This window comes from Methanobrevibacter sp. (assembly GCF_045541095.1).
Taxonomy (GTDB): Archaea; Methanobacteriota; Methanobacteria; order Methanobacteriales; family Methanobacteriaceae; genus Methanocatella.
In genome coordinates this window covers 1-22,445 of record NZ_JAZQIJ010000215.1, presented here as the reverse complement: position 1 = coordinate 22,445, position 22,445 = coordinate 1, and the positions used below count along the sequence as shown (strand labels likewise).

Annotated in this window: 21 protein-coding genes; 4 read left to right on the top strand and 17 right to left on the bottom strand. The window is 36.6% G+C overall.

The genetic code is table 11. The features are described from left to right. The first annotated feature begins 75 nt into the window (after positions 1-75). Positions 76-495 carry a GIY-YIG nuclease family protein gene (locus ACKI2P_RS09125; protein ID WP_407377040.1) on the top strand — a complete coding sequence of 140 codons (420 nt, stop codon included), beginning with the start codon at positions 76-78 and terminating at the stop codon, positions 493-495. Here ACKI2P_RS09125 and ACKI2P_RS09120 read toward each other — a convergent pair. The 12 genes from ACKI2P_RS09120 to ACKI2P_RS09065 form a co-directional block, all read right to left on the bottom strand. Continuing rightward, positions 485-976, bottom strand: a complete 492-nt coding sequence (locus tag ACKI2P_RS09120) for a hypothetical protein (protein WP_407377038.1) — start codon at positions 974-976, stop codon at positions 485-487. The two genes, ACKI2P_RS09125 and ACKI2P_RS09120, sit on opposite strands and share 11 nt — an antisense overlap. A 9-nt stretch (positions 977-985) precedes the next feature. Further along, complete coding sequence (locus ACKI2P_RS09115) at positions 986-2,602, bottom strand: helicase HerA-like domain-containing protein (protein ID WP_407377036.1); 1,617 nt, start codon at positions 2,600-2,602, stop codon at positions 986-988. Positions 2,603-2,606: 4 nt separating this feature from the next. Beyond that, complete coding sequence (locus ACKI2P_RS09110; protein WP_407377034.1) at positions 2,607-5,198, bottom strand: DUF5814 domain-containing protein; 2,592 nt, start codon at positions 5,196-5,198, stop codon at positions 2,607-2,609. A gap of 91 nt (positions 5,199-5,289) precedes the next feature. Beyond that, positions 5,290-6,108 carry a DUF368 domain-containing protein gene (locus tag ACKI2P_RS09105; RefSeq protein ID WP_407377048.1) on the bottom strand — a complete coding sequence of 273 codons (819 nt, stop codon included), beginning with the start codon at positions 6,106-6,108 and terminating at the stop codon, positions 5,290-5,292. A 159-nt stretch (positions 6,109-6,267) separates the two neighbouring features. Then, positions 6,268-7,005: an MIP/aquaporin family protein gene (locus tag ACKI2P_RS09100; RefSeq protein ID WP_407377032.1), complete on the bottom strand. Its 738-nt coding sequence runs from the start codon at positions 7,003-7,005 to the stop codon at positions 6,268-6,270. A 9-nt stretch (positions 7,006-7,014) separates the two neighbouring features. Further along, complete coding sequence (locus ACKI2P_RS09095; RefSeq protein WP_407377030.1) at positions 7,015-8,514, bottom strand: DUF2193 domain-containing protein; 1,500 nt, start codon at positions 8,512-8,514, stop codon at positions 7,015-7,017. Between the two features lie 249 nt (positions 8,515-8,763). Beyond that, the gene (gene uvrA / locus ACKI2P_RS09090) at positions 8,764-11,652 is read right to left on the bottom strand and encodes an excinuclease ABC subunit UvrA (RefSeq protein ID WP_407377028.1); all 2,889 of its coding nucleotides are present in this window, start codon (positions 11,650-11,652) and stop codon (positions 8,764-8,766) included. A 106-nt stretch (positions 11,653-11,758) separates the two neighbouring features. Continuing rightward, positions 11,759-12,133, bottom strand: coding sequence for a DUF2283 domain-containing protein (locus ACKI2P_RS09085; protein ID WP_407377046.1), 375 nt, complete (start codon positions 12,131-12,133; stop codon positions 11,759-11,761). Next, entirely contained in the window at positions 12,120-12,428 is a 309-nt protein-coding gene (locus ACKI2P_RS09080; protein WP_407377026.1) for a hypothetical protein, read from the bottom strand. Before ACKI2P_RS09080 ends, ACKI2P_RS09085 begins: the two co-directional genes overlap by 14 nt. 123 nt (positions 12,429-12,551) lie before the next feature. Further along, positions 12,552-14,519, bottom strand: a complete 1,968-nt coding sequence (uvrB, locus tag ACKI2P_RS09075) for an excinuclease ABC subunit UvrB (protein WP_407377024.1) — start codon at positions 14,517-14,519, stop codon at positions 12,552-12,554. A 6-nt stretch (positions 14,520-14,525) separates the two neighbouring features. Further along, positions 14,526-14,816, bottom strand: coding sequence for a hypothetical protein (locus ACKI2P_RS09070; protein ID WP_407377022.1), 291 nt, complete (start codon positions 14,814-14,816; stop codon positions 14,526-14,528). A 1-nt stretch (position 14,817) separates the two neighbouring features. Then, entirely contained in the window at positions 14,818-15,732 is a 915-nt protein-coding gene (locus tag ACKI2P_RS09065; RefSeq protein ID WP_407377020.1) for a ribose-phosphate diphosphokinase, read from the bottom strand. Positions 15,733-15,823: 91 nt separating this feature from the next. On the opposite strand from ACKI2P_RS09065, the gene ACKI2P_RS09060 reads away from it, so the two are divergent. Next, positions 15,824-16,342, top strand: a complete 519-nt coding sequence (locus tag ACKI2P_RS09060; RefSeq protein ID WP_407377018.1) for a hypothetical protein — start codon at positions 15,824-15,826, stop codon at positions 16,340-16,342. A 20-nt stretch (positions 16,343-16,362) separates the two neighbouring features. Here ACKI2P_RS09060 and ACKI2P_RS09055 read toward each other — a convergent pair whose 3' ends face one another. Both ACKI2P_RS09055 and ACKI2P_RS09050 read right to left on the bottom strand, forming a co-directional pair. Further along, entirely contained in the window at positions 16,363-16,731 is a 369-nt protein-coding gene (locus ACKI2P_RS09055; protein WP_407377016.1) for a zinc-ribbon domain-containing protein, read from the bottom strand. A 29-nt stretch (positions 16,732-16,760) separates the two neighbouring features. Next, a complete protein-coding gene (locus tag ACKI2P_RS09050; protein ID WP_407377014.1) occupies positions 16,761-17,270 on the bottom strand; it encodes a GNAT family N-acetyltransferase in 510 nt (169 codons plus the stop codon). Positions 17,271-17,369: 99 nt separating this feature from the next. Between ACKI2P_RS09050 and ACKI2P_RS09045 the strand changes: the two genes are divergently transcribed. Both ACKI2P_RS09045 and ACKI2P_RS09040 read left to right on the top strand, forming a co-directional pair. Then, entirely contained in the window at positions 17,370-18,269 is a 900-nt protein-coding gene (locus ACKI2P_RS09045; protein WP_407377012.1) for an ADP-ribosylglycohydrolase family protein, read from the top strand. Beyond that, positions 18,262-18,747: a hypothetical protein gene (locus ACKI2P_RS09040; RefSeq protein ID WP_407377010.1), complete on the top strand. Its 486-nt coding sequence runs from the start codon at positions 18,262-18,264 to the stop codon at positions 18,745-18,747. The genes ACKI2P_RS09045 and ACKI2P_RS09040 overlap by 8 nt, the downstream gene beginning before the upstream one ends. On the opposite strand, the gene ACKI2P_RS09035 is transcribed toward ACKI2P_RS09040, so the two are convergent. The 3 genes from ACKI2P_RS09035 to ACKI2P_RS09025 form a co-directional block, all read right to left on the bottom strand. Beyond that, positions 18,737-20,161, bottom strand: a complete 1,425-nt coding sequence (locus tag ACKI2P_RS09035) for a Mur ligase family protein (RefSeq protein ID WP_407377044.1) — start codon at positions 20,159-20,161, stop codon at positions 18,737-18,739. The two genes, ACKI2P_RS09040 and ACKI2P_RS09035, sit on opposite strands and share 11 nt — an antisense overlap. A 71-nt stretch (positions 20,162-20,232) precedes the next feature. Further along, a complete protein-coding gene (gene lonB / locus ACKI2P_RS09030) occupies positions 20,233-22,200 on the bottom strand; it encodes an ATP-dependent protease LonB (RefSeq protein ID WP_407377008.1) in 1,968 nt (655 codons plus the stop codon). A 101-nt stretch (positions 22,201-22,301) separates the two neighbouring features. Next, a partial coding sequence (locus ACKI2P_RS09025; RefSeq protein WP_407377042.1) for a MobA/MobL family protein occupies positions 22,302-22,445 on the bottom strand: 144 nt, incomplete at its 5' end.

Below are 22,445 nucleotides of genomic sequence, written 5' to 3'. Positions count from 1 at the left end.
ATATTTTTTATATTATAAATAATCAAGTAAAATTTATAAAAAATTTAAACTTCTTTTATACATAAATATAATATTATGAAAGGATGCTACTGTCTAATCATTAATGTTGATGGAAAACTTGAATTAAAAATCGGCAAACTTGGAAACATCAAATTCAAAAGAGGGTATTATGTCTATGTCGGTTCAGCCATGAATTCCCTTGAATCAAGAATCAGAAGACATTTAAGTGAAGACAAAAAGCTCCATTGGCATGTTGATTATCTCTTGAAAAGGGCGAAAATCAGAGATGTAATATATAATGAATCAACACGTAAAATAGAATGTGAATTATCTGAATATATCTCAAAAAAGACAGATGGCATAAAAGATTTTGGATGTTCAGACTGTGAGTGTGAAAGTCACCTATATTATTTTAAAACAAAAAAAGAAGCTATTGAATGTGTAGAAAATGCATACAAATCAATAGCTATGGAATTCAAATACTTTAAAAAATGAATTGCCTGTTTTTCTTGTGTTTGTAGGATATTTCAAATGCGTCCAAAGCGATTTTTTTCAAAGTCTCAGTATCACTGTCTGTAATTCCTACAACATCTTCCCATTCACTTTCCAAACGGGAAATCTCATCCAGAATATCTGATCCTTTGGAAGTCAAAGCACAATCATATTCAAGACCATTTTGAGGATGCAAATCAATTTCAATAAGGCCATATTTTTCCAGTTTCTGATATTTTTTTAGATACAAACCCAAATGCATATTGAAAAGGTCATCCTTTTTAGCTTTTTCAAACTGTTTAACTCTAATCTTTTTGTGATGAGGCTTTTCGTGTTTTCTTACCTGTTTCAAGAGTTTGATTTGATTTTCATGTAAAAATATGCTTAGATTTTCACGAACATAAGTCATTTTAGACTCTTCAATAACCCCAATCAGATTGGAGGCACTCATTTTTTCTATTGCTTTTGTATGTGGATGAGCCATATTGACACCTTATTTCATTTGTCCGAATATTCCTCTCATTATTCCTTTTGTTACTTCACGTGCAACTGTATTGGCTGCCTGTGAAGCTGCTCTTTCGGCCATTTTTTGAGCTTCGGATTTTTTGGCTCTTCCGCTTTTCTGTGTTTGTCCTCCACCCATTACTGTTCCAAGAATATCTCCCAAATCGAATGCTGGTTTCTGTGGAGCTTCTTGTTCAGGTTCAGGTGCTTCTGCCTGAGGAGTTACCTCTGCGGGAGCTTCCTGTCTTTGTTCGATAGCTTGTTCTATAACCTCTTTAGTTTCAGGCACCACTTCACTTTGTAAATCAGGATTGGAATCTATTTTGTTAAGCAATAGTTCATATGCGGATTCAGGGTCAACAGCTTCCCAATATTTGGATTTGAGTTCAGATAAATTGATTAACTCTTCTCTTCTTGCATCATCAATTGCTCCAATGTAACTTTGTGGAGGCACTATATTTACCTTTTCAACAACTGTAGGAACACCTTTTTCATCAAGTACTGATACCAGTGCTTCACCTATTCCAAGCTCGGAAATCACATCAGCAGTATTGAATTCAGGATTAGGTCTGAATGTTTCAGCAGCCACCTTTACCGCTTTTTGGTCCTTCGGAGTGTATGCATGTAGAGCATGCTGTACACGGTTTCCAAGCTGTGCTAAAATATCATCCGGAATATCAGCAGGAGATTGTGATATGAAGTAAAGGCCGACACCTTTTGATCTGATTAACCTTACAATCTGTTCGATTTTTTTGGCGAATTCAGGTGACATGTCATCAAAGAGAAGATGTGCCTCATCAAAGAAGAAAACAAATTTAGGTTTATCCATATCCCCTACTTCCGGCAGGTTCTCGAATAATTCAGATAACATCCAAAGCAGGAATGTGGAATATATTTCAGGAGAAAGTGATAATTTTTGAGCGTCCAAAATATTAATGATACCTTTTCCATTATCATCAACTTTCATGAAATCATTTAAATCCAATGCAGGTTCAAAGAAGAAATCATTACCTCCTTGGTCTTCAAGTGTAATGAGACTCCTCAAAATTGTATTTGCAGATTTATCAGCTATCGCACCGTATTCACCTTCATACTGATCCTTATTTTCAACCACATGGTTTATCATTGATTTCAAATCTTTCAAATCAATGATCGGTAAGGAATTTTTATCCGCTACTTTAAATACAATATTTAATACGCCTGATTGGGCTTCTGATAAATTCAATATTTTTGAAAGCAGAACCGGACCCATTTCAGATAATGTTACTCTTACCGGAAGACCTTTCTCACCAAACAGGTCCCAGAATTCTACAGGATAGGCTTTAAAATTAAAACCTTTTTCATCTAGACCGTATTTTTGCCTGTTGTTGGTGATAAAATCAGTGTCAGAACCTATTTTTGCAAGTCCTGAAATATCCCCTTTCATATCCGCTAAAAATACTGGAACTCCCAAATCACTGAATGATTCTGCCATCACCTTTAATGTGACTGTCTTACCAGTACCAGTTGCTCCGGCTATCAAACCATGACGATTAGCCAGTTTCGGTAACAAATACACACCAGTGTTTTCATTACAACCAATCAATATTTTTTCATCAGCAAACATTTATTCACCCGTTTTCAATTTTTTTAATTAACCAATTAGTCTTTTTAACAATATTTTGTCGTCTGAAGGCTTTAGCAATCCTTTTGATTGCATCCAAGTTTTTGACAAAATTGTCCAGCCATGAGAATATGTCTCCCGGATAGACCTGAATTTGATATTTTCTAAACAGCTTATTTGATATATCTTGTGGGTCCTTGCCTTTAAGTCTTTCGTGAATTATGACCTCGGAAATTCCTCTCTGCATGCATGAACAGAAGGGCCTGTCCTGACATCTGCACTGCATAAAATCGCTTTGAAGTGCAATCAGTGCATCCTGAAATTTCTTGTCGACCTTTTCTATGGCTTCACCGCTTGATATGATGTCCAAAGTGGATTCGGCAAAAAGTCTTGTTGAAAACTTAATTTTCAATGCATTGGCAATCTGATTGTGGATAACACTTGAAAGATATGCATTTTCAAACATCTCCAAATCAAGCGCCATGGCCAATATCAAAACCTTAAGCTTGTCGAACTTGTCCTTTTTTTTATACATCGGTGACAAACCCACATATCTTTGAAGATAATTGTAATCGTTTAGCGTATTTTTGATAAACTCCGCATCATCAATTGATAAAAACGATACTGACGTTGCCCTGCCGTATTTTGTTACTTCCAATTTGTTGTTGAGACCCTTTTCGATTAGTCCCAATTCCTTCATCTCATCGACAGCTATTTTTATGCTTATTGGAACGTCAATATTCTTATAAAATTTATTCAGTTCATCCATTGACCTGATTGAAGTTGATGAGACATCCGCAAGAATCTGCTCATAGGCTGACTCCTCATCATATTCAATGAAGACATCTTCACTGTTGCTTTCAAGAAGTTCCAGTGCCATTGCCTCTTCGGATTCACCTGCAAAATCATTTCCCACTTCAGGTATCAGATAAACTATACCTCTGTCGTGATAGGACGGCCTTCCTGCACGACCGAGCATCTGTGAAAATTCATTCGGATTAATCCACTTGTTTCCCATTACCAGTGAGTCAAATATTACCTGTGATGCCGGAAAATCCACACCCGCAGCAAGGGCCGCAGTTGTAACGACACATGAAATTCTGCCCTTGTCAAAGTCCTTTTCAATCTTTTCCTTTTTATAATATGACAATCCTGCATGATATGCTTTGGCGTTGATACGCTTATTCGTCAGGTAATTTGCAATCTGATGGGTTTTACGTCTTGAATTGGTAAATATTATAGTTTGACCTCTGAAGCCCTTTTTGGATTTGGTATTGAATTCCCGTTTAACCAGTGCCTGCATCAAGTGGCGCTTTTGAGATTCGTTTCTTACATAAACCAGATGTCTCTCCAAAGGAACAGGTCTTTCGTCATACTTGACAAGCTTCATGTTGAATTCATCCGCCAGAAATTCGGGATTTTTGACAGTGGCTGAAAGACCAATGATTTGAGTTTTTGGATATAGATGCTTAATACGTTTTATCAATCCGTTCAGACGTGTTCCACGGTCTTCATCATCAATCATATGAATTTCATCAATCAGTACAACACCTAAATTAGACAGAGTGTCCGAATTGCCGTTTCGCAAAAGATAATCTATTCCTTCATATGTAGCCACAACGATATCTGATTTTGAAACATCAGAATCAGGAAGTTTAAGTTCGCCTTTAGCTTTAACACGGTTTCTTCCGACTTTGATGGCAACATTTAAACCCAATTTCTTATATTTCCTTTTGAAATCTCTGTATTTCTGGTTTGCAAGAGCAACCAATGGAGTTAAAAACACAAACTTTTTGCCCTTAAGTGCTTCGGTAATTCCCGCAAGCTCACCTACCAAAGTTTTTCCGGAACCTGTTGCACTTACAACAAGCAAATCTTCTCCCTTCAAAAGCCCTTCTTTAATTGCAAGATACTGAACAGGCAACAATTTATCATTTCCTGAGTCAAGTAAAACATTTTTAAAGTCTTTAGGAATCTTTAACCTTTTCATATCTACTGGAGGTATAATGTGCCTTGATTTTTTAGTTTTATCAAACAGTGTAAGTTTCCTGTTTTTTATAGCATCAAAATGAGGATCAAGAACTGATAATGTCTTCTCAAGACTTCCTGTTTTTTCCAATGTCTTTTTGAGGTTTCTAAAAATTGCTTTATCAAAGCCTTGAAGCTTTAACTCTTCTTTAATTGTGTCATGTGCACAGTCCTTGCAAATCAATTGATTGTTATGTTTATAAGAGTAATCTGAATTTACTATAGTGATGTTTCCCTCATAGGCACAGAAGTCACAAACCTGAGTATGCCTTACCTTGATGTTTTGTGATGCAAGGAACTTTTCAACATTATCATCTTTAGTTGCAAGAAATACTGCCTGTGAGCGAAGCAATCTGATGACTTCCCCTGGCGGAAGTAATTTTTCATTCAATGTGGAGTTATCCTTAAAGTTATAATCTGCAACAAACCTGGAAATAGCTAGTGAATCTCCTTCATGAGTAAACTTGATGTTTCCAACGAATTCGGGTTCCCTTTTGTGATTCAATGCTCCCTTTGGAGAACCGATTGGATATAATCTCCACTGTTTTTTAACTTTCTTTAAAACTAGCATTATAAATAATTATATTCCTAATTGTTAATAAATTTTAAAACAGTTATAATATCAAAATTAAATGAAAAATAAAAAAAAGTAATTAATTTGATTATCCAATATAATCAAATCTGGTTTCTAAAATAATAATCAATGCAAATCCAATGACAGCAATAATCAGACATGGGAACAGACCTGCAAAATTGAAACTGACTGATTCCATGATTGCAACACCCGGAACCTTTAAAGAACCAAGCATAACACCAATAAGAAATGCCATTGTTACCTCTTCATGGTTTTTGAGAAGGAAGTTCAAGATTCTGGAAAAACCTAAAATACCAATCAAAGCACCGACTACAAAGACAATGATTTCTGAGAAATGAAGCTCATGAAGAGCATTGAGCATATACTGATACTGACCAAGCAGCAAAAGTAAAAATGAACCTGAAATTCCAGGCAGAATCATAGCACAAATTGCAATCATCCCTGAAATGAACAGGACAATTAGGGAGTGATTGGCTGCAATAGGATTCATGCTTACGAATAGATATGTCAGAACCATACCAATAATTGCAAATACAATGTTTTTAAGATTGATTGAATTCAATTTCCTGAAAAGAATTACAGCAGAAGCGATAATCAAACCTAGGAAGAATGCATATGTATAAGCGGTAAAGTTTTCCATACAGAATGTGACAACCTTTGCCAGTGTTAAAAAAGCAATACCAATACCTAAAACCAGAGGTATGAAGAACTTGAAATCAATTTCATCAAGCAACGCTGTCCAGAATCCTTTAATATCACCTTTAAATAATGGCTTTACAAACCCGAAACTTATCTTACTGATTGCCTCTACCAAATGTCCATAGATACCGGTTATGAGAGCAATTGTTCCTCCTGAAACCCCAGGAACAATATCTGCTGAACCCATTAGGATACCTCGAACGAATATCAATATAGCTTCCTTAATGTCAAAATTCAAAATTATCACCTATATAATCATATATTATATAAGTAGGACTTGATTAAAATAAGTTATTGAAAAAAATAGAAAAAATGGAATAATTCAAAGGAATTATTCAAATTAAATTTAATCTTCTTTGCAGATGTATGCATAAAGAAGAGCTGCACAGACTGCACCGAGAATAGGTCCGACAAGATAAATTGGGAAGAATCCCCAGAGGTTTTGACCTCCTAAAACCATGTCCATAAGGTATGGTCCGAATGTACGTGCAGGGTTGATTGAAGCACCGGTAAATGCACCTAAAACTACAATTACAGTAGCTACAGTCATACCGATTGATATTCCTGCAAAACCAGGTTCTGCCTTTTCGTCAACTGCAGTACCCATAATTACCATCATGAGGAAAAATGTTCCTAAAAACTCAGCAATCATTGCTTGAGTATAGCTTACGCCAAGACCAGGTGCGGTTGCTCCAAGTCCTCCGATTGCTACAGCAGGATCGCCTAAGCATAAAAACAGTGCAATACTTCCTAAACATGCACCAATACACTGTGCGACAATATAACCGATACTTTCAGTTAAACCAATGTTTTTGGTTACAAGAAGTCCAATGGTTACGGCAGGATTGAAATGTGCTCCGGAAATTTTTCCAAAGGCATATATTCCAGCCATTACAGTTAAACCGAATGCCAATCCGATTGCAATCCAGTCACCAAGTCCTCCAAGAACACCAATTCCTGCTCCGCCCAGTGATATGCTGTCTGAAATCAGCAGTGTTACGACTGCTGCTCCTGTACCGAAAAGAACCAATAGGAATGTACCTACAAGCTCTGCAAATAACTTTTTACCTAAACTATAAGCCATTTATCTCACCTAAACTGCTTCTCTCCATTGACAGTATTCGTGTTTGTTGTCAGCAAGACATGCTGAAGCACACTGTTTACATCCTCTTACTGGAGATCCAGGAGTTTCTTTGTCAAGTGCGATAATGTTGGTCATCATAGTTGCGGTAATAGGTTCTGAAGTTAAAAGACATGGGTAGTCAGCAAGTCTCATGAGTGATGAGAATCTGACAGTGATTGCACATGCAGGGTAAGTGTACCTTTGAGGGTTCATGAGTACTTCATTTTCAAGGATTGAAGTGAAATCAACTTCCATTCCTTTGATTCTAGGAATGATTTCATATCCACTTGAAGAACGCATTTTTCTTGCGTTACTCATTGCGTTGAAACCTCTGTAAATCATGTCCATGAAGTCACAGTTGTGCAATTCAGCTGCTGCACCTCTTTTTGGATATTGCTGTACATAGTTGTGGAACCTTTTATTTAACATGTCTACAACCATTGGAGCGGTAAATCCATCTAATTCCAATAGGAATTCAGTTGCACATGCGGATGCACCAGTTGAAAGTTTAAGTACATCAAATGGAGATTTGAATACATCAAGGTTGTTTCTAAGTGAGTTTTCAATTACACCAGCAGTTGCCTGGATAATTGACATGGTAACGTCATCTTTACACATGTTGTATGTGGACTGACCTATGTGGTGACCGATATCTCCAACACAGTATGCAGGAACAGTTACAATGTTACCATAGTGTACGCCATCATCCATTGCAGCTTTAACGATAGGAGTCATTGCCTTTTTATATTTGTTCATGTAGTCCCTTACATCAAATGAAGAGTGGTCTGCATCATCCATCAATTGGCCTTGTCCTTCAATAGGAGTTTTGTAAATCATCTGCAATGTTGCGATTTCTTTTTCTGTTGCTTGGGTAGCTGTGAGACCGTCTTCAATGGCATTTGCAAATGCATCACCTATACCATATGAAGTGTTCATACCCCAGGATTTTGCAGATAATATTCCTTGTTTATGATGTACAGGAATGTCCATTTTAGCCAATATTTGGTTAACAACATTACTTGTACTTCCAGGCATTAAAGCAAAGTCCACTACACAAGTTGGTCCGTAAAATCCGCCGTATCTTCTGATTGATTCTTTTGCAATCAATGCTTCTGAATCAGCAATTGCCTGAATAAACTTGTCAACACTGTCTGCAAATTCACCATCTTCTTCACATAAGATTTCAAGAATAGGTGGAGTTTGGAAGTGTTCAATAAACGGATCATCTTCACATTTTAATGTGTCTGTAATGGAAGATAAAATCTCATAATGGTTTTTTACAGATTCCTTATGTAAGTTAATTACGGATTCTGCTTGATTGTCTAATGCTTTCATACCTGCTACAGCATCTGCATAAGGTTTAGCATCAGTAATTTTAAAGTCATTGTATCTGTTTTCAGTAATGACTTTAACATCTGCCTTTTGAGCCGCCATGGACTCATCAATCATTTTTTCATATAACTCTCTCATAATATCACCTGATTGATTACTGTTAAGTAGTATTAACACTTAACTACTCAGATAATAATAAATTAATCAACATATTATTTAAATCTGTTTAAATAATTCTAAAAAAAAGGAAAATGCAAGAATATAAGTTAAATTAAAGAAAAAATAATGAACAAAATTGTAAAAAATAATCTAAAGATGATGAAAATAAAAAAATTAATTGATGGAAATTAATTCACTATTTAAAAAAGGAAAAATTAAAAGAATGAATTATTTTCCAATATCTTCCACCAGTTCCTTAGCATAAGGCGTGATGTTTTCATTAAGCATCTTTTCTAAAAACTTACCAGTATATGTGCCGGCTTCGGCAATTTCTTCAGGAGTACCAGTAGCTATTACCTGACCTCCTCCATCACCACCATCAGGACCTAAGTCAATGATATGATCGGCAGTTTTTATAACATCAAGATTGTGTTCAATAACAACAACTGAATTGCCCGCATCAGTCAATCTGGCAAGAACATCCAACAGTCTTTTAATGTCATCAAAGTGAAGACCTGTTGTTGGTTCATCCAGAATGTATAATGTTTTACCAGTACTTGTTCTTGAAAGTTCCTTAGCAAGCTTGATTCTTTGTGCTTCACCACCAGAGAGAGTTGTTGCAGGCTGACCAATCTTCATATAACCAAGTCCGACATCATACAATGTCTGGAGCTTTTTGGTAATTTTAGGAATGTGCTGGAAAAACTCTAAAGCTTCTTCAACAGTCATTTCAAGAACTTCATAGATATTTTTACCTTTGTACCTAATATCTAAAGTCTCTTCATTGTACCTTTTACCGCCACAGACTTCACATGGAACATAAACATCGGCTAAAAAGTGCATTTCAATCTGAACGATTCCATCACCGGAACATGCTTCACATCTTCCGCCTTTGACGTTGAATGAAAATCTTCCCGGCTTGTAACCTCTGGCTTTTGATTCGGGAGTATTTGCAAACAAATCACGAATGTCAGTGAATACACCAGTATAGGTTGCAGGATTTGACCTTGGAGTCCTACCAATTGGTTTTTGATCTATTGCAATAACCTTATCAATGTTTTCCAAACCTTCAATCTTATCATATTTTCCGGCAAACATGAACTTTTTAGCAAGCTTTCCGTGAGCTCCCTTGTATAGAATTTCATTGATTAGACTACTTTTACCTGAACCACTCACACCAGTTACACAGGTAAACTTGCCCAATGGAATTTCTACATCGATGTTTTTTAAATTGTTTTGAGCAGCACCTTTGATTTCAATGAAATGGCCGTTTCCTTCCCTTCTAGTTTTAGGAATGTCTATTTTTTTAACCCTTGAGATATATTGGCCTGTAATTGAATCAGGATTATTCATAATATCCAACGGAGTTCCCTGAGCAACTACCTTACCTCCATGCTCACCGGCACCAGGACCAATATCCACAACATAGTCTGCAGACAATATTGTCTCTTCGTCGTGTTCAACAACAACAAGAGTATTTCCCAAATCTTTAAGTCTTTTAAGCGCTTCAATAAGCTTGATGTTGTCTCTTTGGTGAAGACCAATACTAGGTTCATCCAGAATGTATAATACACCAACCAGTCCAGAACCGATTTGAGTAGCAAGCCTGATTCTTTGTGCTTCACCACCGGAAAGTGTTCCTGATGACCTGGACATTGACAAGTAATCAAGACCCACTTCAACCAAAAAGCTTAGCCGTTCTTTAATTTCCTTTAAAACCTCTTTTGCGATGAAGTTTTCACGCTCTGTTAACTCTAAATCCTGGAAAAACTGATATGAATCCTTAATTGCCAAGTCACAAACGTCAATGATTGATTTTCCACCGACAGTTACTGCAAGTACTTCCGGTTTTAGACGTTTACCGTCACAAACATAACATTTTCTGTCAGACATGAATTTTGACAGGTATTTTCTTGAATAGCTTGATTTGGTTTCAAAGTACAGCCTTTGCATTCTTGGAACGACACCTTCAAATCTGCGGTTAACCATATATGACCTGTTTCTTCTTTTGAAAGTAAATGGAATCTTTTCATCACATCCGAATAATATTGTATCCTGATACTTTTTGTCAAGTTCCTCGAATGGAACATCCATACTGAAATTGAAATGGTCAGATACTGCCTTAAGCATCTGATAATAATAATTCTCTTTTTTGGAAGAACTTGCCCACGGAACAATTGCACCCTCATTTAAAGTTAATGACATGTCTGGAACAACCAAATCTGGATCAATTTCCATTTTTGATCCAATACCGTTACATTCAGGACATGCTCCCTGTGGAGCGTTGAATGAAAACATCCTTGGTGTCAGTTCCTCAAAGTTAATTCCACAGTCAACACATGCAAAATGCTCCGAGTATTTTTTCTCATACTCCTTTTCCCCATCATCAAATAATACTGTAATTAAACCGTCAGTACGCTCTGAAGCGGTTTCAAGAGAGTCAACAAGTCTTCTTTTAAAGTCAACTCCTTTTCTTATTTTTAATCTGTCAACTATCACATCAATATTGTGCCTGTAGGTTTTTGCAAGTGAAATATCCTCATCAAGGTCACGTATTTCTCCATCAACACGTACCCTTACAAAACCCTGATTTCTCAAATCTTCCAAAACGTCCTTGAACTGACCTTTCTTATCACGGACTATAGGTGATAAGACCTGAATCTTAATTCCTTCACCTTCTTCAATGATGGAATCACCAATTTGGCCAATGGTTTGATGAGAAATTTCTCTTCCACAATTTGGACAGTGTGGAATTCCAATTCTTGCAAACAATAATCTTAGATAATCATAAATTTCTGTAATTGTCCCAACAGTTGATCTTGGATTTTCCCTTGTAGTCTTTTGGTCAATTGAAATAGCCGGTGATAAACCTTCAATGGATTCCATTTCGGGTTTTTTCATCTGCCCCAGAAATTGCCTTGCATAAGCGGATAATGATTCAACATACCTGCGCTGTCCTTCAGCATATATTGTATCAAAAGCGAGTGATGACTTTCCAGACCCACTTAAACCTGTAATGACAATGAATTCATCTCTAGGAACACTAACATCAATATCCTGTAAATTGTGCTCACGTGCGCCCTTAATGACAATTTGTTTTTTAGAATCTTCAGCCATAATTTTCTCCATTAATTTTGTTATATAATATTAGAACAATCTCCCATATATAATATTTGAGAGAGCAATTGATAAGTAATAGTAAAAAAATGAATTAAAAAGATATTTAACAAGAGCATATCACATTCATTTCAGGAATATTTATCATATTTTTAGCTATAGTAGTGAATGGTTGATTAATTTTCTTATTTTCATTTAAAACCACCATTAAAAGATTTAAAGATATAGTGGAGTTTGTTATATCTATTGAAATATTAATGTCTTCAATATTTTCAAAACATTCCTTGTTGATGGAAAATAATTCACTTAAATCCAATATTTCCAAACAAACAGGAACTCCTTCAGTGCTGAAGTCTAAAATAATTCCATCTTCCAATTCTAGAGATTCAGAATATTTATAATCTTCAGTGATTTTAATATGAATGCTGTCAACATCAATATCATAGGAATATTTTAAATCAAATTTTTTAACTTGGTTCATATTCACGAAGCCTCCTACTTCTTTTTGCAGAATATATGGTTTTTAATGTAATCTCTTGAGTATTAATTATCATTATTATTAAATATATATCTTTAGATTTTTGTTTAGGATGCTCATAAACAACTTTATATGTTCCTGTTTTAGTTTTCCCAATCTGAACAGGTTTAGCATTTAATAATAATTCATAAATCATTCCAATATCTTCATTACGATTAATATTTGATTCAATGAAATGTCTTGATTCAATTATCTGAGATTCATCCAAACTACCAAGTAATTCCAACACTTCTTTCAATGTATAGTTAAATATATCATCACCACCTACACATCAGTAGTAATAATATACTAAAATATATTACTTAATATATTTTGAAGTGCAAATGTGTGCAAAAGCACACATCAAAAAATCAAAGTAAAACTATTTGTCAAAGCCCTTTAAGGCATAAAGTTTATTTCTTAACTCTGCAGCCCTTTCAAAGTCAAGCCTTGCAGCAGCATCCTTCATGTCCTTTTCGAGATCCTTTATAAGTAAGCGAAGTTCATCTTTAGGCATCTTTTCAACTTCAGTACCTGTAAGACCTTTATATTTTTCTTCTTCGTCAGCCAATTTTTCTTTCAGGGTTCTTTGGGTGGATTTCGGTGTAATCTTATGAACCTCATTGTATTTCATCTGCAGTTTGCGCCTTTTAAGAGTGATGTCATATGCGTTTTTAACAGAATCGGTCATGTCATCCACATACATTATAACACGGCCGTTAACATTTCTTGCTGCCCTACCGATAGTCTGTATAAGGGATGTTTCGTTTCTCAAAAATCCTTCCTTGTCCGCATCCAAGATAGCTACAAGAGAAACCTCAGGCAAATCAAGACCTTCCCTTAAAAGGTTTACACCAACCAGCACGTCAAATTTACCTCTTCTGAGGTCATCCACAATGTCTATTCTCTCAAGCGTGTCGATTTCCGAGTGCATGTACCTTACCTTAACACCGATTCTTGCATAATAATCTGTCAAATCCTCAGCCATTCTTTTTGTCAATGTAGTGACAAGCACCCTTTCATCTTTTTCTGCGGTTGCCCTTACTTCCTGAAGCAGGTCTTCAACCTGACCAGTTACCGGCCTTATTATAACTTCAGGGTCGACCAAACCTGTCGGACGGATGATTTGCTCTACAACATTTCTTGATTTTGCAAGTTCATATTGTGCAGGTGTTGCAGAAACATAAATTACCTGATTTACTGATGATTCAAATTCATCAAATCTCAATGGTCTGTTTTCCTTAGCGGAAGGCAATCTGAAACCGTGCTCAACCAGGGTTTCCTTACGTGCCCTATCCCCATTATACATTCCCCTGATTTGAGGAACCGTTACGTGGGACTCATCTATGATTGTCAGAAAGTCGTCCGGGAAATATTTTAAAAGAGAATATGGTTTTTCTCCCCATTTACGGCCTGACAGGTGCATGGAGTAGTTTTCTACACCAGGGCAGTAACCCATCTCCTGAAGCATTTCAATATCAAAGCGGGTTCTCTGCTCCAGCCTTTGAGCTTCAAGCAGTTTTCCTGTTAGGTTCAATTCCTGCAGGCGTTCATCAAGTTCCTGCTTGATGTTGGCAATTGCAGTGTCCATTTTGTCCTGACCGACTACAAAGTGCTTTGCGGGGAAAATCATGTATCTTTGAAGGGATTCCTGCTTTTTGCCTGTTACCTTATCAATCAAACTGATTGCATCTATTTCATCACCAAACAGTTCAATTCTTATTGGTGGTGTTCCATGAACAGGATTGATTTCAATGACATCCCCTCTGACTCTGAACTGACCTCTGTCAAATTCTATGTCGTTTCGTTCATACTGCATGAAAACCAATCGTCTGAGAATTTCAGACCTTTCGTAAATGTCTCCGACAGCAATTCCAAATGCAAACTCACCATAATCTTCCGGAGAACCAATACCATAGATACAGCTAACACTGCTTACAACAATCACGTCATCCCTTGATAAAAGGGACTGTGTTGCGGAGTGCCTCATCATGTCGATGTCTTCGTTGATTGAAGCCTCCTTGTCAATGAAGGTGTCTGTTCTTGGAACGTATGCCTCCGGCTGATAGTAATCGTAATAGCTCACAAAGTACTCCACAGCATTGTCTGGGAAAAATTCCTTGAATTCCTCATACAACTGTGCAGCAAGGGTCTTGTTGTGGGAAATTACAAGGGTAGGTTTTTGAACCTTTTCAATGACGTTTGCCATCGTAAATGTTTTTCCAGAACCTGTTACTCCCAGTAAAGTCTGTTCCTTTATGCCTTTGTTTATGCCTTCGGCTAACGAATCAATGGCTTTCGGTTGATCACCCAACGGTTTATAGGGTGATTTCAGTTTGAACTCTTTCATATTTATCTAATTGGTTATCGAAATGTTGTAGCTGATATGAATAAATCTTGGAGCGCAGCAGGGAACGACCTTCTGATCCCTGATTGAAAGCTCACCATATTTTTTAAGCTCCTTTTCAAGATCCTTTTTAATTCCTGAAACGTTTTCCTCATTGTAAACTTTGAGGGAACCCAGAAATACGGTTTTAGCAGCCATATTCATGACTGATATGCTGTCAACTTTGTCCATCTCATCATATTTCTCTAGAATATTATTAGATTTATCAACCAGCTCTGTTTTGATTTGGTCTTTATCCATACTACTGCCTCAATGCATCTGCAATGCTTTTTGCGATAGATACACGTGAAGTGTCGGAGGACAGTGAATTTGTACCGATGATTTTATTTGCACCGGCCGCATAGATTCTTGTAGCGCCGTTATTGGTCAAAATCGGGTGAACACAACAAACGTCAATTGATGAAGCTCCATATTGCTTTAGGATTTTTATCGCATTTACGATTGTTCCTCCTGTTGCAATAATATCATCAATGATTATTGCATGCATGCCTTTTACTGAATCAACATTTACGGTATTTTCACTTTCGCTATCGCATCTTACATCTACAATTTTAGTTTCAACTTTATCCGGTCCTAAACGGACTTTTGTCAGATATGTACAGTCACAACCAATGATTTCAGATATTTCCTGTGCAAATCCGTAAGCTCCTTTGTCTGGAGCGATAATCAGTGGTTTGTCTCCACCTTTCTTGAAGTATTTTTTATCAAGATATTCTGCAATTGCTGGCATTGCTGATACGTTTTTGGCAGGAATGTCAAAGAAGTCCAAAACACAGGCTTCGTGAATATTGAAGGTAATAAATTCATCAGCACCTGCCGCCTGAATAAGTTCACAAATGATTTTTGCAGAAATGGTCTCACCAGGATTGAAACGTTTTTCCTGTCTTGCATATCCCATATATGGAACAACTGCACGTACCTTTTTTGCTCCCAAATCCTTGAGATTGGAAATCATAAAGAGCAATTCCATCAGATTTTCATCCTGAGGATAACCTGTTGACTGAATAACAGTCACTTCATCTGGAATTTCTCCGTCTATTCTCAAATACCTTTCACCGTCTGGAAACTTCTTGGTTTCCACATAACATAATTCTTCTCCAAGTTCACGAGCTACATGAGCCGCCAAATCTTGGGAAGCTGAACCGCCTATAATCACATTATCACCAAAATTTTATATGATATAACTATGTATTTTGTAATTAAAAAAGTTAAGTATTTATATATAAAAAATTAAAATAAAAAAAATTATGAGTATAGGAAAAACCATATTAGGCATAGTGGCAGTAATTATCATTGCTGGATTACTGTTCACTGCAGCAAGCCCGATACTGGTTGTTGCTGAAGACAGTGAAGAAGTGACTCCCGGAATTGATATGGCTGCCAGTTTTAGCATTTTCGGCGGTTTTAATTGGGTTTATCCTGGAAGTTCATTTAATGAAAACGGACAGACCCTGCATAATGTACACCTGGATTCACCTGATGATCCTTACGGAGCGGCACGTGATATCATAACTTATACCTATCACTACACTCCCCACCTGATTGTTAGCGTGAACAATGCGGCCGCAGAGGCCATATTCGGTGAAAACATTGTTGATGACATCCGTGCAAATGATGCATACAACGGCTATGCACATAGTGAAAATGCCCAAGGTACTATGTCAAGAGGAGATGCCGTCGGCACTGCAATGGCAAATGATGGAATGAATATATTTGAAGTTCCTATTCAACTTTTAATGGGAAACATCAGACTGTTCTTTGTATGATTTCCCACTTTTTCTATTTTTTAATGTAACATTACATAAAAAGAGAGTCCTACACCTATAAGAGATATTATAAGCATTATAAGTCCGTGTTTTTTTATTGTAGGGTGTCTTGACTGAACCAGATAAAATGGCATGAAAAATCCGAAAAATGTAACTGCAGACAATCTGGTGTCCTTAAATATAATCTTAAAAATAAATCCGCTCCATGACAAAAGTATGGTTATCAAATACGCAGCAATCAAAGCCTTGTTGTTTACTGGAGGTGCCTGATGATTATAGACAACGAAATTTCTAGGCTGCACTCCATCAACTAGAGGAGTTCCGCATTTGGCGCAAAAGTCATAGTCATCCTGATTTTCAAATCCGCAGTTATTACATAATCTTGTCATTAGTTAAAATTAATATGTTATGATATAAATTATTTTTCCAATACCATAGCTATTTCTTTAAAGTATTCATCAGTATAATCTACATTTGTGAGTTCGGAGTAAAATTTAAATCCCAATTTTTCCAGAACCCTTTTAGATGGGGCATTCTCTATTTTATATGATGCATAAATCTGTTTTACATCCAAATCTTCAAAAGCCCTTTTAATCAGCACTTCTGATGCTTCGGTTGCATATCCGTTTCCCCAATACTCCTCAGCCACCCAATAGCCAAGTTCACAGGCACCTTCACCCCACCAGTGATTGGTGTCCGGATGAAACAGCAACCCCACGCAACCAATTGGAATATCCTTTTTGACAATTGCATAGGTTTCCCTTTTAGAAAAAACTGTTTCAATAATGTTCAGACTATCTTCAACACTTTTGTGTGGAGGCCAACCCGCAATCGGCCCTATGTTAGGATTTTTAGCAAAATAATATAGCCATTCCGCATCGGATGGCTTCCACGGGCGCAATGTCAAATTTTCGGTTTTTAAAATCATCGTTAATATTTTGTCTTTTATTACTTAAAACTTTAATAAGTAGAATATTTTTTACATCAAAAGATTATTTTAATTACTTCAAAAAACATATATTAAATCATGAAAGTTAAAGATGGAATAATAGGTTTGGTGGTTGGTGATGCATTGGGAGTTCCCGTTGAGTTTTACTCAAGGGCAGAACTTAAAAGTAACCCCATTACTGATATGACAGGTCATGGAACATACAACATGCCAAAGGGAACCTGGTCAGATGATTCATCAATGACCATGGCAACAATGAACAGCATTATAAATAAAAAAGGCATTGACTATACTGACATCATGAAAGAATTCTGCAAATGGAAAGACAACGACGAGTTCTATAATCAATACGAAAGATTTGATATAGGAAACACTACAATCAGAGGATTAATGAGATTTCAAGAGGGAGCGGATCCTTTAAACTGTGGCGGGACTTCAACACATGATAACGGTAACGGGTCTTTGATGAGGATTCTTCCTCTGGCTTTTATTCCTGATATCGATTATGAAACTATTGAAAACGTTTCAGCCCTTACCCACGGACATGGCAGATCAAAAATTGCATGCTGTTTGTATATTGAAATCGCAAAATCAATGATGAAAAATGATTTGACTGTAAAGGAGCATGTAAAACAGGCCTGTGACAAAATTTTTGAATATTACAAAGGCAACGAAGAACTTGAACACTTCCAACGAATAAAAGACTACGATTTTAGTGGTGAAATAAGAAGCGGAGGATATGTGATTGATTCTCTTGAAAGTTCAATCTACTGTCTTGAAACTACAGACAACTACAAGGATGCTGTCCTGAAAGCTGTCAATCTGGGCATTGATACAGACACTACTGCAGCAATCTGTGGCGGACTGGCAGGCATTTATTACGGATTTGATGCAATTCCTATAGATTGGATTGAAACAATTCCACATATTGACAGGTTCTTTTCATTATGTGAAAAATTCGAGGCATTATATGATTAATGTTTATGAAACCATTAAAAATATTAGAGCTACATGCGATAATTATGCAGACCCAGATTTGGTTGCAACAGTGATTCATGACAATTATTACATGGGCTCCAACAATATCTGTGAATTGGACACATTTGAGATAAAAAATGAAGATAATTTTGAAGAAAGGATTTTGAAAATCCTTAAGCATGAAAATATCTTTTTGAACTGTGGAATGTATGCATTCGTGCCGATAATCAATGAATGCGACATCTACTCAACAACCGACTATAACCTGAAATTAACCCAAGAAGAATTTGAAAAGTATTCCCATGAAAAAGAAAGGGTTTTTGGAATATTAATCAAGAGCAATTCTTCTGAGTTCATCATCGGAAGCTGCGATTTATGCGGGTGCAGCATAGATGCAGCCTTTAAGGAAATGGAAAAATCAGACCTTGATTTTTACAAAAAAATAGAAGAGATTATAGATACAAAAATTATCTATTAATCATTTTCTTTTTAATCTCTTCCCACATAGCTTGTTCTTCACCGCAACCAGTCATTATAACATACTTGTATTGGGAATTCCTGGCCAGCTGGTTTAGTTTCTCGATTCTTTCATCCATTTTTTCATAGCTTAACGGATAGAATTCAGCATCAGGGAAGTCCTGCTTTATAATATTGTAGTATTCCTCTGCCTTTTCAATGGAATGTCTTCCCGGAACGACAATGACATGTGCCGGCTCCATGCTTTTTATGACTTCATAATGATCTGTGAATATCTCCTCTTCGTTTTCATCAGGAGTTGTATATATGAACTCCAGTGGAGCATCCACAAACTGTTTCATGAACATTGCATTGATTTTAAGAGCGTCACCGTTGTCACCTTGTCCCAATCCGACGAACTTGCCCCCTATGTCGACCACTTCAAATCTTCCAGGAGGAATGAATGACATGTCCAGATTGTTGAATACATCTTTAATGGTAGTTTCAATGTTTTCAGTTTTGGGAGTGAATGTTGCATATGCAGTGATTGAAGCCAATGTATTGTAGATATTGTGGAATCCGAATGGAGGTACGTTTAGTCTTAAGTTAAATTTAACATTTTTTCCTGCAAAATAATTATATAAATCCCCTTCAATATCCAAATTCCATGAATCAGAACCAAATTCCACATTGACCAGTTTCACATTAGGCTGCGGACGTTTGAATCCGCATTCGCAAGAATAAACTCCTCTGTGATTTAAGTAAAAGTGAGAATATTCCATTTGTTTTCCACAGTTAGGACATTCAATGGAATTATCACCGATGTCCTCTATTGAATCGCATTCGATACCGTAATAGTTGATTGTAACATCTTTTTGTTTTTCAATTCCTATAAATGCTGTGCGGGGATCATCACAATTAGTTACAATAGCTCCCCTTTCCATACCTTTGGATAAAAGCTTTTTAGCTTTATAATATGATTCAAACGGATTTTTTACACCGCCAACCTGGGTGTGTTCCTGTGATATTGTAGTGTATACAACACCGACTGGATTGATTAACCTTTGAACAGTGTCCGGAATACCGTGAGCCATATCACGGATACCATACTCAAAAATTCCCAAATCTCCCTTTTGGCTTAAAAGGGCAGTGACTATTGAATTTAATATATTGTTTTCATAACTTCTTCTGATTTGAATATCCTTTGACATCAATTTTATCAAAAGTGTTGTGGTAGTTGTCTTACCGTTGGTTCCTGTAATTAAAACGGAACCCATCTTCAAATCAGATGACAGTTTGGAAATTGATTCCTGACCTCCAACTTTTGTAAAAACATGACCCGGATATGTTCCACCACTTCCAGGACCATATTTGGCAAGTTGGCATGCAACTTTTCCTGATAATTTTGCAATATTAAACTTAAAACTAACCATAATTTAATATTGAAAAATAAAATATATAAAAATTATCTATTAATATAAAAAAAAATAAGAAATTAATAATCCAATCAGTGAGTAGTTGGATTATTGATTGATGTTTGTGGAACTTTTTCTACAACTTTAGAACCGATGTTTTTCATCTTTTCAATTAGCTTGTCCTTATTGGAACCGCTGATTAGAATGTTTTCCAAAACATCGCTTAAGGTTTCTGTCGGAATGATTTCAATCATTTCTTCGTATTTCTTCTCAATCATTACATCTTTAAGATTTGATTTTGGAATCAATACTTTTTTCATTCCTGCTTCTGCAGCAGCTTCGATTTTGGCTGTAGCTCCACCAATAGGCATAACGTCTCCACGAACGTTTAAAGAACCTGTCAGTGCCACAGTCTGGTCGATTGGAATTTCTTCAATTGCGGAAATTACTGCAGTTGCAATACTTACGCTTGCTGAATCCCCTTCAACACCGTCATAGGTTTGAATGAACTGAACGTGTATATCATAGTTTGAAATGTCCTTGTTGGTGTATTTCTTGATTAAAGCACTTACGTTCTGCACGGATTCCTGTGCGATTTCTCCAAGTTTACCTGTAGCTATGATTTGGCCTCCGCTTTTGGATTGGGTCGGAGCCGCTTCAGCTGCGATTGGAGAAACAATTCCGCTTCTGTCCCCTATAACTGCCAAACCGTTTACAAGACCAATTCTTCCTCCTTCTGAAGATACCATACTGTAATCTTTTCTTTGAATAATTGATCTATCGGCGATTTGCTGTTCAAGAGTTCTTGCGAATTTTCTGGCTTCAACAACGTGAGCTGCGGTTACTAGGTCTGCGCCTTTTTCAATTGCTACATCTCCTGCAGATCTGACCAAACCACCTAAATCCCTTAATCTTAAGGTGAGTGCATTCTGTTTTCCGGATCTTCTTTTCGCTTCAAGGATGATTTCATCCAATGCATCAGGTGCAAAGTGAGGAATTCTTCCATCGTTTTTAACTTCCTGGGCTACGAACTGGACGAGTTTTTCTCTGTTTTCTGTAGTGTCATCCATATAATCTTTCATGAACACTTCGTAACCGTATCCTCTGATTCTTGACCTCATTGCAATGTGCATTCCTTCCAATACCTGAAGGTTTCCGGATGCTACCAGAACAAAGTCACATGGTACTGCCTGTGATCTGACCATTGCTCCACTTGAATTTTCGCTTTGACCAGTGATTGCATACTGTTTTTCCTGCATTGCGGATAAAAGCTCCTGCTGGGTTTTCATACTCATTGTACCTATTTCATCAATGTATAAAACTCCCCTGTTGGCCTTGTGAATCATACCCGCTTCCACACGTTCGTGAGCAGGTGTTCCTAAGCCTCCAGACTGGTATGGGTCGTGTCTTACATCACCGAGTAATGCACCTGCGTGAGCTCCGGTTGCATCCATGAACGGTGCAAATCTTGATTCTTCATTATTTACTAATAATTTTGGAGCCATAACAGTATTTTTAGGTTTCAATTGTAAAGATATGAGCAAAATCAAAGCAGCAGCGATAATGGATTCCAATAATCTGCCGTACATAAATCCAATGATTAATACAGCACCTATGGCAAACATTGTTATGATTGTTTTTCTCTCTTCATGGCCTCTGGCTGAACCCCTTGTTGCCTTAACGATTTTTTTACCTTCACCTGCAGGAACAGTCCTTACAAGAGGATGGTTGTTGTCTTCCATGTTCGGATAAACCAATACATCCTGCAATGTTTCATGAGGTAAAATCTGAGCCATACCCTTCGCAAGCATTGATTTACCTACACCAGGGTCCCCAATGAGTAAAACATTCCTTCTTTGTTTTGCTGCTTTTTTAATAGTTTCAATGGACTCTTCATGTCCAATAACCTGATCAATTAGTAAAGGTGGAACATCAATATCCTGTGAGCTTTTTATGTTATCATAATCTAGCATGTGTTTTTTTTCGCCGGCTTCCACTTCAACCGGTTTAACAATCTCTTCAGCAGAATCCTCTACAGATTCCTGTTGTTCAAATTTCATAAAATTAACCTCACTTCTCTAAATAAATTATCATTAATAAATAAGTTTCATATACTATTTAATATTTATTTAAATTTAAGATATATAAAAAGGTTTCTGTTTTAGTAACTTTTATTTACTAAAATAATTTCAATATTTTTTTGCAGTTGAAGATTTAATTCTTTAGGAAGAGCGATTTGAATTTTTTTAGCAGTTCTGGCATTGTCGGCAGTTTCAAATTTTTCAAGTTCGTTGAATAAGGTTGA

Bases quoted from the DNA above. Each gene is read 5' to 3' on its own strand.
- ACKI2P_RS09125 (WP_407377040.1), top strand. From the start codon at position 76: ATGAAAGGATGCTACTGTCTAATCATTAATGTTGATGGAAAACTTGAA.
- ACKI2P_RS09120 (WP_407377038.1), bottom strand. From the start codon at position 976: ATGGCTCATCCACATACAAAAGCAATAGAAAAAATGAGTGCCTCCAAT.
- ACKI2P_RS09115 (WP_407377036.1), bottom strand. From the start codon at position 2,602: ATGTTTGCTGATGAAAAAATATTGATTGGTTGTAATGAAAACACTGGT.
- ACKI2P_RS09110 (WP_407377034.1), bottom strand. From the start codon at position 5,198: ATGCTAGTTTTAAAGAAAGTTAAAAAACAGTGGAGATTATATCCAATC.
- ACKI2P_RS09105 (WP_407377048.1), bottom strand. From the start codon at position 6,108: ATGGGTTCAGCAGATATTGTTCCTGGGGTTTCAGGAGGAACAATTGCT.
- ACKI2P_RS09100 (WP_407377032.1), bottom strand. From the start codon at position 7,005: ATGGCTTATAGTTTAGGTAAAAAGTTATTTGCAGAGCTTGTAGGTACA.
- ACKI2P_RS09095 (WP_407377030.1), bottom strand. From the start codon at position 8,514: ATGAGAGAGTTATATGAAAAAATGATTGATGAGTCCATGGCGGCTCAA.
- uvrA (WP_407377028.1), bottom strand. From the start codon at position 11,652: ATGGCTGAAGATTCTAAAAAACAAATTGTCATTAAGGGCGCACGTGAG.
- ACKI2P_RS09085 (WP_407377046.1), bottom strand. From the start codon at position 12,133: ATGAACCAAGTTAAAAAATTTGATTTAAAATATTCCTATGATATTGAT.
- uvrB (WP_407377024.1), bottom strand. From the start codon at position 14,519: ATGAAAGAGTTCAAACTGAAATCACCCTATAAACCGTTGGGTGATCAA.
- ACKI2P_RS09070 (WP_407377022.1), bottom strand. From the start codon at position 14,816: ATGGATAAAGACCAAATCAAAACAGAGCTGGTTGATAAATCTAATAAT.
- ACKI2P_RS09060 (WP_407377018.1), top strand. From the start codon at position 15,824: ATGAGTATAGGAAAAACCATATTAGGCATAGTGGCAGTAATTATCATT.
- ACKI2P_RS09055 (WP_407377016.1), bottom strand. From the start codon at position 16,731: ATGACAAGATTATGTAATAACTGCGGATTTGAAAATCAGGATGACTAT.
- ACKI2P_RS09050 (WP_407377014.1), bottom strand. From the start codon at position 17,270: ATGATTTTAAAAACCGAAAATTTGACATTGCGCCCGTGGAAGCCATCC.
- ACKI2P_RS09045 (WP_407377012.1), top strand. From the start codon at position 17,370: ATGAAAGTTAAAGATGGAATAATAGGTTTGGTGGTTGGTGATGCATTG.
- ACKI2P_RS09040 (WP_407377010.1), top strand. From the start codon at position 18,262: ATGATTAATGTTTATGAAACCATTAAAAATATTAGAGCTACATGCGAT.
- lonB (WP_407377008.1), bottom strand. From the start codon at position 22,200: ATGAAATTTGAACAACAGGAATCTGTAGAGGATTCTGCTGAAGAGATT.